The sequence below is a fragment of the Allosphingosinicella vermicomposti genome (genome assembly GCF_003012815.1).
Lineage (GTDB): Bacteria > Pseudomonadota > Alphaproteobacteria > Sphingomonadales > Sphingomonadaceae > Allosphingosinicella > Allosphingosinicella vermicomposti.
On the sequence record NZ_PXYJ01000004.1, the window covers coordinates 107714 to 119682 of the forward strand.

Annotated in this window: 13 protein-coding genes; 9 read left to right on the forward strand and 4 right to left on the reverse strand. The window is 63.2% G+C overall.

Translation table 11 applies throughout. From position 1 onward, the window contains the following. Positions 1 to 249: 249 nt before the first annotated feature. The 6 genes from C7I56_RS11670 to C7I56_RS11695 all read left to right on the forward strand — a co-directional run bounded on the left by C7I56_RS11670 (position 250) and on the right by C7I56_RS11695 (position 4828). Positions 250 to 1200, forward strand: a complete 951-nt coding sequence (locus C7I56_RS11670; RefSeq protein ID WP_106640804.1) for a DnaJ C-terminal domain-containing protein — start codon at positions 250 to 252, stop codon at positions 1198 to 1200. Between the two features lie 61 nt (positions 1201 to 1261). Next, positions 1262 to 2227, forward strand: a complete 966-nt coding sequence (locus C7I56_RS11675) for a YihY/virulence factor BrkB family protein (protein WP_106640805.1) — start codon at positions 1262 to 1264, stop codon at positions 2225 to 2227. Beyond that, entirely contained in the window at positions 2224 to 3027 is an 804-nt protein-coding gene (gene fabI / locus C7I56_RS11680) for an enoyl-ACP reductase FabI (RefSeq protein ID WP_106640806.1), read from the forward strand. The genes C7I56_RS11675 and fabI overlap by 4 nt, the downstream gene beginning before the upstream one ends. Before the next feature lie 99 nt (positions 3028 to 3126). After that, the gene (aroC, locus tag C7I56_RS11685) at positions 3127 to 4194 is read left to right on the forward strand and encodes a chorismate synthase (protein WP_106640904.1); all 1068 of its coding nucleotides are present in this window, start codon (positions 3127 to 3129) and stop codon (positions 4192 to 4194) included. After that, positions 4191 to 4553 carry a 5-carboxymethyl-2-hydroxymuconate Delta-isomerase gene (locus C7I56_RS11690; protein WP_199792403.1) on the forward strand — a complete coding sequence of 121 codons (363 nt, stop codon included), beginning with the start codon at positions 4191 to 4193 and terminating at the stop codon, positions 4551 to 4553. Before aroC ends, C7I56_RS11690 begins: the two co-directional genes overlap by 4 nt. 2 nt (positions 4554 to 4555) lie before the next feature. Next, on the forward strand, positions 4556 to 4828 hold the full coding sequence (locus C7I56_RS11695; RefSeq protein WP_106640807.1) for an acylphosphatase: 273 nt from the start codon (positions 4556 to 4558) through the stop codon (positions 4826 to 4828). Positions 4829 to 4946: 118 nt separating this feature from the next. Here the strand turns inward: C7I56_RS11695 and C7I56_RS11700 are convergent, their stop codons facing one another. The 4 genes from C7I56_RS11700 to mutY form a co-directional block, all read right to left on the reverse strand. Beyond that, entirely contained in the window at positions 4947 to 5696 is a 750-nt protein-coding gene (locus tag C7I56_RS11700; protein ID WP_106640808.1) for a class I SAM-dependent methyltransferase, read from the reverse strand. A 19-nt stretch (positions 5697 to 5715) separates the two neighbouring features. Continuing rightward, positions 5716 to 7005: an adenylosuccinate synthase gene (locus tag C7I56_RS11705; RefSeq protein WP_106640809.1), complete on the reverse strand. Its 1290-nt coding sequence runs from the start codon at positions 7003 to 7005 to the stop codon at positions 5716 to 5718. Between the two features lie 162 nt (positions 7006 to 7167). Next, positions 7168 to 8754, reverse strand: coding sequence for a DNA methyltransferase (locus C7I56_RS11710; protein WP_106640810.1), 1587 nt, complete (start codon positions 8752 to 8754; stop codon positions 7168 to 7170). A gap of 107 nt (positions 8755 to 8861) precedes the next feature. Then, a complete protein-coding gene (mutY, locus tag C7I56_RS11715) occupies positions 8862 to 9917 on the reverse strand; it encodes an A/G-specific adenine glycosylase (protein ID WP_106640811.1) in 1056 nt (351 codons plus the stop codon). 14 nt (positions 9918 to 9931) lie between these two features. Here mutY and C7I56_RS11720 point away from each other — a divergent pair, with 14 nt between their 5' ends. From C7I56_RS11720 to C7I56_RS11730, 3 genes are read left to right on the forward strand one after another with little or no spacing between them, the layout of a single operon-like run. Continuing rightward, on the forward strand, positions 9932 to 10507 hold the full coding sequence (locus C7I56_RS11720; RefSeq protein ID WP_106640812.1) for a DUF721 domain-containing protein: 576 nt from the start codon (positions 9932 to 9934) through the stop codon (positions 10505 to 10507). Continuing rightward, complete coding sequence (locus C7I56_RS11725) at positions 10504 to 11253, forward strand: DsbA family protein (protein WP_158703123.1); 750 nt, start codon at positions 10504 to 10506, stop codon at positions 11251 to 11253. The genes C7I56_RS11720 and C7I56_RS11725 overlap by 4 nt, the downstream gene beginning before the upstream one ends. Continuing rightward, on the forward strand, positions 11253 to 11969 hold the full coding sequence (locus C7I56_RS11730; RefSeq protein ID WP_106640814.1) for a thioredoxin domain-containing protein: 717 nt from the start codon (positions 11253 to 11255) through the stop codon (positions 11967 to 11969). The genes C7I56_RS11725 and C7I56_RS11730 overlap by 1 nt, the downstream gene beginning before the upstream one ends.

The following is an 11969-nucleotide window of genomic DNA, read 5'->3' on the forward strand; positions in this document are numbered from 1 at the left end:
TGCCCGTCGATGTCATGAAGCACAAGCACGATCGGACTTCGTCGCCATTCTTCGAAACATCGTCATCCCGGCGAAGGCCGGGATTTCTTGACGGAAAGGCGCCTCTTCCGGGCTGAGATCCCGGCTTCCGCCGGGATGACGGGCGGGTTTCAGGCTTGCAAGCCCATGGGCTGACGCCCATCTGCAACTGTGTTACGTGACGGCAACACCGGATTTGAACCGGGCAGGATATTGGAGTGTTAAGGGCGGATGGCCGATCTTTATTCACAGCTTGGCGTGGCGCGGGGCGCGAGCGAAGCGGACATCAAGAAGGCGTATCGCAAGCTCGCCAAGGAACTTCATCCCGACCGCAATCAGGACAATCCCAAGGCCGCCGAGCGCTTTTCCAAGGTGACCGGCGCCTATGATATCCTGTCCGACAAGGACAAACGCGCGCAATATGATCGCGGCGAGATTGACGAGGACGGCAACCCCAAGATGCCTTTTGGCTTTGGCCACGGCGGCGCGGGCGCCGGACCCGGCGGCTTTGGCGGAGGATTTCGCGGCCAGCGCGGCGGCTTCGACATGGGCGGCGAAGGCGCGGACATTTCCGACCTGTTCGAGGGGCTGTTCGGCGGCGCGGCCCGGCGGGGTGGCGGCGGATTCGGCGGCTTCGGACGGCAGGCCCCGCCCCCGCAAAAGGGCGCCGACATGGCCTATCGCCTTGCCGTTCCGCTTGAGGATGCGGCAGCACTGAAGGAGCAGCGCGTCACCCTGTCTGGCGGCAAGACCATCGCGATCAAGCTACCCAAGGGCGTCGAGGAAGGCACCAAAATCCGCCTTGCCGGGCAAGGCCATCCCGGGCCCGCAGGTCCGGGTGACGCCATTGTTACCATCGCCATCCAGCCGCACCGTTTCTTCCGCCGCGATGGCGATGCGGTTCGGCTCGACCTCCCCGTTTCGCTCGATGAAGCGGTGCTCGGCGGCAAAGTGCGCGTGCCGACCGTCGATGGGCCGGTGATGATGAACATCCCCAAGGGATCGACGTCCGGCACGGTACTCCGCCTGAAGGGCAAGGGCTTTCACGGCAAGAGCGGCGAACGCGGCGATCAGCTCGTCACCCTGATGGTCGATCTACCCAAGGACGATGCGGATCTTGCGGCCTTTATCGAAAGCTGGGCGGGCAAAGGAAGAAACCCGCGGGCGGCTCTGGGCGTCTAACCGGTCAGGCTCGAAGCGAGAGGCTGGTTGCAGATGATGAATGATAAGGGGGTTCTGGCCGATGGATGAAGTCTCCCCCCAATCGCCGGAGGAGCGGCGCAAGCGGATGATGCGGGCCCGGGCGATGTTCGGCCGGGAAATCGAAAAGGTCAAACCGGGCACCTACCCCTTCGAAGTGATGAAGCGGGTCGCGGTTGGCGTCTATTCGGATGGCTTCATCCACGCAGGGAATCTCGCTTATCTCGCGCTCCTCACCCTTTTCCCCTTCGTGATCGTGGCGGCCGCCGTCGCCCGCGTTTTCGGGCAGACGGCGGAAGGGATGAACGCGGTTGTCGGCGTTCTCCAGACGATGCCGCCCAACGTCGCCGAAGTGCTGGCCAAGCCGATTTCCGACGTCATCCATGCGCGGTCCGGCAACCTGCTCTGGCTAGGCGCGATCGTCGGCTTGTGGACCACGGGAAGCTTTATCGAAACCATCCGCGACATCATCCGCCGCGCTTATGGCGTCCATTTCAGCCGCCCGTTCTGGGAATATCGGCTCTGGTCGATCGGGATCATCATCGGATCGGTGGTGCTTGCGATGGTGGCGTTCAGCCTTTCCATCCTGCTCACCACCATTCAGGAATTCGTCGTCGAATATTTCCCCGGCGGCAGCGACCTCGCCTTCATCTTCCAGCTGGTGCGCTTCGCCCCCGCGCTGATCCTGTTTGGATCGCTCTACCTCCTGTTCCTGTCGCTCACCCCCAAGCGCTACCGCAAAAAGGGGTGCAGGAAGTGGCCAGGGCCGCTGTTCGTCACGATTTGGTGGCTCGCGACGACGGCGCTTCTTCCCCGCGTCCTGTCGCTTCTCGGCGGGTACGACCTGACTTATGGCAGCCTCGCGGGCGTGATCATTGCTTTGCTTTTCTTCTTCATCATCGGGCTTGGCGTGGTGATCGGGGCCGAACTCAACGCGGCACTAGCGGAAACACCCGAAGAGGAACTAAAGGAGGGCGAGAAAGCATTTTATAACAGGGAAAGCATATGAACGGATTGATGGCCGGCAAGCGGGGCCTCATCATGGGGCTGGCCAACAACATGTCGCTCGCCTGGGGCATCGCCAAGGCGCTGGCCGACCAGGGCGCGGAGCTCGCTTTCAGCTATCAGGGCGATGCCCTGCTGAAGCGCGTCGGGCCGCTCGCGGAAAGCCTTGGCTCCGATTTCCTGATCGATTGCGATGTATCGGACATGGCTGCGCTCGACGCGGCGTTCGACAAGTTGAAAGAACGCTGGGACACGATCGACTTCGTCGTCCACGCCATCGGCTTTTCCGACAAGAACGAATTGCGCGGCCTCTATGTCGATACCAGCCTCGACAACTTCCTGATGACGATGAACATCTCAGCCTACAGCTTTGTCGCGGTGGCAAAGCGCGCGCGGGCGATGATGCCGAACGGCGGATCGCTGCTCACGCTGACTTATTACGGCGCCGAGAAAGTCGTACCGCATTATAACGTCATGGGCGTCGCCAAGGCCGCGCTTGAAACCAGCACCAAATATCTCGCCATGGATCTGGGGCCGGAAAATATCCGCGTGAACGCCATTTCGGCGGGCCCGATCAAGACACTGGCGGCGAGCGGCATCGGCGACTTCCGCTACATTTTGAAGTGGAACGAGCTGAATTCGCCGCTGCGTCGCAATGTGACGATCGACGAAGTGGGCGGCGCGGGGCTTTACCTCCTTTCCGATCTCGCATCAGGCGTCACCGGCGAAATCCACCATGTCGACGCGGGCTATAACGTCATCGGCATGAAGGCCGAAGACGCGCCGGATATTGCGCTGGCGTAAGAGCGAGGCTTCGCTCGTCCCGCGCGTGTCGAGGGGCGCATGTGAGATGATCGTGCCAGCGGCTCTCGACTTCGCTCGGGACGAACGGGAGTGTGGATGATGTCCTTAAACAGCTTCGGCCATCTCTTTCGCGTCACCACATGGGGGGAGAGCCACGGCCCGGCTATCGGCGCGGTGGTTGATGGCTGTCCGCCGGGGATCATGCTCAGCGACAAGGACATTCAGCCCTTCCTCGACCAGCGGCGCCCGGGGCAATCCCGCTTCACCACGCAGCGGCAGGAACCGGATCAGGTCCGCATCCTCTCCGGTACTTATGAAGGCCGCACCACTGGCACGCCAATCAGCCTCATCATCGACAATGTCGACGCGCGATCCAGGGATTATGATCCGACCGCGCCCTATCGCCCCGGCCACGCCGATTACAGCTATGACGCAAAATACGGACTCCGCGATCCGCGCGGCGGCGGGCGGAGTTCGGCGCGCGAAACCGCGATGCGTGTCGCGGCGGGGGCGATTGCCCGGCTGGTCATTCCCGAGGTATCGATCCGTGCCTATGTGATCGAGCTGGGCGGTGACGCGATCGACCGCGACGCATTTGATCTAGGCGAGATTGGCCGCAACCCGTTTTTCTGTCCTGATGCGTCCGCCGCCGCACGCTGGGAGCAAATGGTCGACGAAGCACGCAAAGCAGGCTCTTCGCTCGGCGCCGTCGTCGAATGCGTTGCGACGGGCGCTCCGGCGGGATGGGGCGCACCCATTTATGCCAAGCTCGACGCGGAGCTTGCCGCCGCGATGATGGGTATCAATGCGGTGAAGGGCGTGGAAATCGGCGAGGGCTTCGCCGCCGCGCGTCTGCGGGGTGAGGAGAATGCCGACGCGATGCAGCCAGGCCACGATGGCAGGCCAGAATTCCTCAGCAACCATAATGGTGGAGTCGCGGGCGGCATATCGACAGGCCAGCCCATCGTCGTGCGGGCGGCGTTCAAGCCGACCTCATCGATCCGCATCCCGGTGCCCACGGTCGATCGCGAGGGTCAGGCGACGACGGTTCAAACGTTGGGCCGTCATGACCCTTGTGTGGGCTTGCGCGGCGCGCCAGTCATGGAAGCGATGATGGCCCTTGTTCTTGCCGATCAGAAACTGCTCAACCGGGGGCAGTGCGGATGATGCCCCAGATTATGATCGAGCAATCGCGCCGCCTTGCCGGACTTTACGACAGCCGCGCGCTCGCACTCGCCATTCACCATGCTGCGGTCGACATTATCGAAACCACGCTGGAAAGCTGCAAGACGCGTATCGTGACGCTGGACGAAACGGTGATCGGCGCCGGCGATCCTGAAAACGCGATGTTGCATATCGACTTTCGCGGTCTTTCGGGACGCACGCCGGATCAGAAGGCCGCGCTCGGGCGGGCGATCCTAGCGCTCGCCGGGGACGCTCTTCCGCGTAGCCTCAGCGGCGTGCAGTTGACCGTCGAAATTCGCGACCTCGACCGCGAAAATTATCACAAGAAGGAATATCGGTGACGATGGCCCGGCGCATCGTCGTCCGCGGCAAGGTGCAGGGCGTTTTCTATCGCGCCTGGACGATGGAGACCGCGCAAAGTCTCGGCATAACGGGGTGGGTGCGCAATCGCGACGATGGCACGGTTGAGCTGCTGGCTATGGGCAATGCTGATGCCGTCAACGAACTGATTCACCACCTGCATGAGGGGCCGCCCGCCGCGCGGGTCGACTCTGTCGAGGTCGAAGAAGCGACAGCTGAGCCGCTCGACCACTTCGAAAAGCGGCCAACACTTTAGCCCCCGAGCAACGCTTAAACCCGCTAGCCCTGAGCCTGTCAAGGGGGCGTGTAAATCGTGCGGTGCACACGCCCTTCGACAAGCTCAGGGCTAGCGGTGGTGGCTTGCGCAGTTAGGGTTAACCCGCTTTTCGCGCGATCAGTGTGCCCTTCGTTCCACCCTTCCACAGCCGGAAAGAGAAATCGGGGCGGAGCTTCTTCCAGCGCGACGCGACGACCCGCTCGCCGGGGCGGGCGGCATCGTCGAGGAAGAGCGTGCCGCCCGGCGATATCTTGTCGAAGAGGCTTGAGGCCGCGCCGCGCGTCAGCGGGTGGATCGTCCAGGGCGGGCCGTCCACCACCACCATGTCGATGCCATCGGGAAGGGGCCCATGGTCGTACCAGAGGCCCGGCCAGCCGTCGGGCGAGGGATGGAGCGGCACAGCGCGCATGTCGGCTTCCATGCCATGTTCGGCAAGCCAGGCCTGGGTGGCGTGCACGAAATCCGCATGCTGATCGAAGCTGATCAGCCGCCCGCCGCCCGCCTTTTGAAGCGCACGGGCCAGGATGAAGGTGGACGCCCCGGCGCCAAACTCGACAACCAGCCTCGGCTTGGTTTCGAGAATGTGATCGACAAGGAGGGTGAGGAGGCCGGTATCAGCCTTCCAGCTGCCAAGATTGGGGAGCGAATCCTGCGGCAGGTCGAGCCGGTCGAGCAGCTTCGCCTTCGCCGCCTTGCTGCCACCCGAAAGCGAGCGGAGCAGCCAGGGCCATTGGATTGCGCCGAAGGACAGCAGGGCCGCCCAATCGCCGATGGACCGGCCATCGCTGCCGACAACGGGCGTGTCGCCGATGCGGGGGAGGAGGCCGGTGGTTTCGCGTGACGTCATGTGGTCGGTCCTTAAAGGATCAGTCGGCGAATGGATCGCGAACGAGTATCGTATCTTCCCGTTCCGGGCTGGTCGAGACGAGCGCCACCGGACATTGGATCAACTCTTCCACGCGGCGGATATATTTGATCGCCTGTGCGGGGAGCTGGGCCCAGCTGCGTGCGCCAGCTGTTGATTCCTGCCAGCCCTCGATCGTCTCGTAAATGGGCTCGACAGCTGCTTGGTCAGCTGCATGGGCCGGGAAGTGATCGAGCGTCTCGCCGCCGAGGCGATAACCGGTGCAGATTTTGATCTCTTCGAGGCCGTCCAGCACGTCCAATTTGGTGAGCGCGATGCCGGTGACGCCGGACACGGCGCAGGATTGACGGACCAGCACGGCGTCGAACCAGCCGCAGCGGCGCTTCCGTCCCGTGACGGTGCCGAATTCATGCCCGCGCTCTCCCAGCCGCTGACCAATCTCGTCATCGAGTTCGGTTGGAAATGGGCCGGAGCCGACGCGCGTGGTATAGGCCTTGACGATGCCGAGTACGAAGCCAGCCGCGGAAGGGCCAAGGCCGGTGCCGCCCGCCGCGGTGCCCGCGATCGTGTTGGACGAGGTGACGAACGGATAGGTGCCGTGATCGACGTCGAGCAGCACGCCCTGCGCGCCTTCGAACAGGATGCGGCTGCCCTTGTGCTTGGCATCGTTCAGCGTCAGCCAGACGGGCTTTGCGAATTGCAGCACGAAATCGGCGATCTCCGCCAAATCCTGCTTCAGCCGCGCGCGATCGATCGGCGCCTGACCGAAGCCGGCACGCAGCGCGTCGTGATGCGCGCAAAGGCGATCGAGCTGCGGCCCGAGATCGTCAACATGGCGCAGGTCGCACACGCGGATCGCGCGGCGGCCGACCTTGTCCTCATAAGCCGGACCGATGCCGCGGCGCGTGGTGCCGATCTTGCCCTGCCCGCTTGCATCCTCGCGCAGCGCGTCGAGATCGCGGTGGATGGGCAGGATGAGCGGGCAGGTTTCCGCGATTTGAAGATTGTCCGGCGTGATCGCGACGCCCTGCGCAGTTAGTTTTTCGACCTCAGCCTTCAGCGCCCAAGGGTCAAGGACGACGCCGTTGCCGATAACGGAAAGCGTGCCGCGCACAATGCCGGACGGAAGCAGCGAGAGTTTGTACACCTGATCGCCCACGACCAAGGTGTGGCCGGCATTGTGCCCGCCCTGGAAGCGCGCGACGACATCGGCGCGGCTGGACAGCCAATCGACGATCTTGCCCTTGCCCTCGTCGCCCCACTGGCCGCCGATCACCGTAACGTTCGCCAAAGCCCTGGCTCCTCGATTGTAACGGTGAGCCTCTAAGGGGACTCAGGGACAAGGTCCAGCCCGGGATGGTCGACCCGGCTCATCCTGAGCCTGTCGAAGGACGATCGAGATCGTGCGATGCACACGTCCTTCGACAGGCTCAGGACTAGCGGATGGTTTGGATTAGAGCAGGGTCACCTGCTTTGCCTTCTCTTCCCGCCGCGTTTTGCGCAGGGCAGCGAGGGGGTCGGGGAAAGGGATGGCCGGGCGCTTGCCCTGAAAAAGCTCTTCCAGCGTCAGGATTTGAAGCCGGGGCCAGCCGCGCCCGAATTCGTCGGTGAAGCGGCCTACGGCGGCGGCTTCACGGAGCATCGGACCGGTCGGCGTGGCGGCGGTGATGAAGATGCCGATCGGCGCCTTTTCCCTCTCCATCGCGCTATGGAGGTCGCGGATCATGGTGACGCCGACATTTTGGCCGCCCTTTACGGAGATGAGCGCCTTTTCGGTGCGTTTCCCGTCGGGTCGGAAATAGATTAGGCCGTCAATGCCGCCATCGGCTCCCTTTTTCTTCCCGTCATGCGGGATGCCGTCGACCAGCGACACGGCCCACCATTGGAACTGATATTTATTGCGCCGTGCAAGATCGAGCGCCGAGGCCAAGTCGCGCGGCGTGCCTTCGACCGTGAAATCAGCGTCGGGGAACGCTTCTTTCATCCGCCGCTCGATCAGCGAAATGGCAAGGTGCGTGACGTCGATCCCGATCCAGCGCCGCCCGAGCTTCTGTGCAGCGTGAATTGCCGTACCGCACCCGCAGAAGGGGTCGAGCACAACATCGCCGTCATTTGACGATGCCGCGATGATCCTTTCGAGAAGAGCGACGGGCTTTTGGGTCGGATAGCCGAGGCGCTCTTGGGCTTGCGAGTTGATCGGCGGGATATCGTCCCACAATGCCTGAACCGGTACCCCTTTAGCTTCGTCGAGATAGCGCTTCAGTCGAATGCCGCCATTGCGCGTAAAATGCAGCCGGCCTTCTTCATCGAGCTTTTCCATCGTCCCGGGCGGGACGCGCCACAAGGACGTGCAGCCCTTGTATTCATAGGTATAACCGCCGCCTGACAAGCCTTTGGCCGTGAGATTATCGTCCATCCACAGACGACCATCGGGATCGCGGTTACGAAATCGCGCGCGGTGTTGATCGCTGTAACCGCCGTGGATCGGATTCCAGGTGCGCTTCATACTTTTCGAATAGAACAGGATCGTATCGGTGTTGCGACCGAAGCGTCCGGAATCGCTGTGAGCCGACGTCCGTTTCCAAGTAATTTCATTCTGATAGTTTGAAGGTTCGAAGACCCCGTCCAACAGCAGCTTCAGATAATGCGAGGCTGTCGGATCGCAGTGGAGATAGAGGCTGCCGGTGGATTTGAGCACGCGGTGGAGCTCGATCAGGCGAATGGCCATCATCGACAGATAGGCCATCATGTCATTTTCGCCCAGGAAGCCGCGCATCGCCCGGAGCAGCTCGAAGGCGCGGGCATAGCCTGACCGCATTACCTGTTCGAAAGCATCCTCCGCAGCATTATTCCAGTGCCAGGTGTCTTCGAATGCCTCAATCTGGCTGTCGGCGGCGTGGCCTGCGGGCGATTTGAACAGGATGTTGTAATTGGCGTTCGAATTGAAGGGCGGATCAAGGTAGATGAGATCTACGCTCTCATCCGTGACATGGCTGCGCAGCGCATCAAGATTATCCGCGTAAAATAGTCGATTGGCCATTGTTATTCCCCCCGAGCCGAAGCTTGGAGAGGAGGCATGAGGGCGTCACGATCAGTCTGATCCAAACAGTCTCCGAAATGGCATCATTCCGGGTTCGGACTAATGACCTAAATGTCTTGGCGAAGGCCTAGGCGCTGATCGGATCGCCAGGCGCGGCCCCGGGCGATCAATTTCGCGAAGACGGTGGGGAGACCGGCTTCTTCCAGCATGTCGACCGGCCACCAAATGCCATCGCCCCCATCGTCATCCGTCATCGCGCAATGGAGGTGGAGGGTGAGCGCGAAATGGGTGAAGACGTAGTCGATGCTGCCCGCTTGTTCCCAGGGCGCTCGAGCAGGCGCGGCGCCCGCAGGTACCGCCTCGGTCCATTCGGTAGACGGGAAAGCGAGCATGTTGCCGAGGAGACCCTTGGCAGGACGGCGCACGAGGAGGACTTCGCCGCCGCGCTCCAGCCAGTAAGCGTGGCCGATGCGGGTTGGGCGTTCGGCCTTCTTTGCCTTGATCGGGTAGCGCGCGGGATCGCCCTCCGCGCGGGCAGCGCAAAAGCTATGAAGCGGGCAGATGCCGCAGGCGGGAGTCTTGGGCACGCAGATGGTGGCGCCGAGGTCCATCATGGCCTGGGCGAAATCGCCGCTCCGATGCGCGGGCGTGATGGCATCGGTGCGGTCGTAAATGCGGTTCTTCGCCCCCGGCAGCGCCTCTTTCACTGCAAAGAGGCGGGAGACGACGCGCTCGACATTGCCGTCCACCACCACCGCGCGACGGCCAAATGCGATGGCGGCGATAGCGGCGGCGGTGTAGCGGCCGACGCCGGGGAGCTGGAGCAGCTCGGCCTCGCTATTCGGAAACCGTCCGCCATGTTGAGCGACGATTGCGCGGGCGCAGGCGATGAGGTTGCGGGCGCGGGCATAATAGCCAAGGCCAGCCCAGGCCTTCATCACTTCGGCCTCGTCCGCCGCCGCTAGATCCTCGACAGTCGGCCAGAGGGTCGTGAAGCGGTGGAAATAGGGGCGGACTGCGGCGACCATCGTCTGCTGAAGCATGATTTCGGAGAGCCAGACGCGATAGGGGTCGGCTATTTCCTCCGCCACCGCGCGCCAGGGAAGGTCGCGCTTGTGCGCGTCGTACCAGGTGAGAAGGGCATTTGAAGCATCGACGAGCATGGGGCGTCTATGCCATGCTGAAGCTCATGGCGAAATCGGGCGGGACGATTCTGAATAAGAAAGCGGATGCGCCGCGGGCAAATCGCGCCCGGGCGGTGTCCGATCTCGTTCCGCAAGTGGGGCAAGCGGCCTTTCGCCGCTTCGGCTTCATCCAATCGTCCATCGTCACGCGCTGGCGCGAAATTGCGGGCGAGCGTTATGCCGCCGTGTCCGCGCCGGAATCGATCCGCTTCCCACCGGGCCGCAAATCTTCAGGCGTGCTGACCCTCGTCGTGGAGGGCGCGCATGCGCCGATGATGCAGCATGTCGTGCCGGTGATCGTCGAGCGGGTGAACCGCTTCTTCGGCTATCCGGCCGTCGAGCGGGTGCAGTTCAAGCAAGGCCGGGTTCAGGCTGCGGAGCGGAAACGGCCCGCGCCGCCATCGCTCCGCCCGCTGCCCGAGGCTATGGGCGATTCGGTGCGGCAGATCGCAGATCCGGAGCTTCGCGCAGTGCTGGAAGGGCTTGCACGCGGCGTTGCGGCGAGCGAATGCCCGGCGGTTATCACATCCATCCCGGTGACTGGGAAAATAGGAGACAGAAGGCAATGAAGGCAGTCTTTACCGGCGGCGTCGCGGCGCTTGCCCTCGCCCTTGCGGGTTGCGGCGGCGACGCTGATACGAACGGAACGGCCAGCCTTAACAACGCGGCGCCGCTGGAGCAGATCGCGGCGCCCAACGGCGGCAGCTGGACCGATGTGGTCGAAGCGACGCCGGAAGGCGGCTTCCGCATGGGCAACCCCGATGCGCCGGTGAAGCTGGTCGAATTCGGGTCGATGACCTGCAGCCATTGCGCCGCCTTTGCCGAGGAAGGCATTCCGCAGCTTGAAAATACGTATGTGAAGTCCGGCCAGGTGAGCCTGGAATTCCGCAACTATGTGCGCGACGGCGCCGACATGGCGGCTTCGCTCCTCGCCCGCTGCAACGGCGCGACGCCGTTCTTCAAACTGACCGACCAGATGTTCGCCGCGCAGGAGGAATGGCTGGGCCGCGCTTCGACGATGGATCAGGCGACCCAGCAGCGCCTCGGCTCCCTGCCGCCGCAGCAGCAGATCGGCGAATATGCGCGCGCCTTGGGCCTCGTCGATTTCGTGAAGATGCGGGGCGTTCCGGAAGGCAAGGCGAATAGCTGCCTCGCCGACAAGGCGGCGCTCGACAAGTTGATCGAGATCCAGAATGTCGCCAACACTGAATATCGCATTTCAGGAACGCCGGCCTTCCTGATCAACGGCAATGTCGTGCCTGACGCCGCATCCTGGCAACAGCTTGAGCCTGCGCTGCGGGCGGCGCTGGACTGATGGGCGCGCGCCTAATCGCGGCGGCTTTCGGCGCGGTAGCGCTGGTGGCCGCCGGGCCCGCCGTCGCCCAGACGAAGAAGGCAGCGCCCAAGGCTGCGGCGCAGCGCGACTGGTCGCGAGCGGTTGCCACGACGCCGGACGGCGGCTTTCGCGTCGGCAATCCGGCGGCGAAGGTGAAGGTCGTCGAGCTTGGATCGCTGACCTGCGGCCATTGCGCGCATTTCGCGGAAGAAGGCTACCCCAAGCTCCTTCAAAATTATGTGAAGTCGGGCAGGGTGAACTTCGAATTCCGCAATTATATCCGCGATCCCTATGACATGGCGGCGGCGCTGGTGAGCCGCTGCGCCGGACCAAAGGATTATTTCGCGGTCACCGACGCCCTGTTCGCCGGGCAGACCGAATGGGTGAACAAGCTTCGCACGATGAATCCGGACGAGCGCAAGCGGATCACCGACATGGTGCCCGCGCAAGGCATGCCGCTGATCGCCGACGCGGCGGGGCTGCAGGCCTATGCCGCAAAGGGCAATGTCACGCCCGCCGCCGCCAAGGCCTGCCTCACCAGCCAGGCGGAGATCGACCGGCTGCTGACGATGCGCAAGACCGCGATCGACGTGCACAATCTCGAATATACGCCCACCTTCCTCATCAACGGGAAGAAGGTGGATGCGAGTGACTGGTCCGCGCTTGAGCCTTTGATCAAGGCGGCGGGCGGCTGA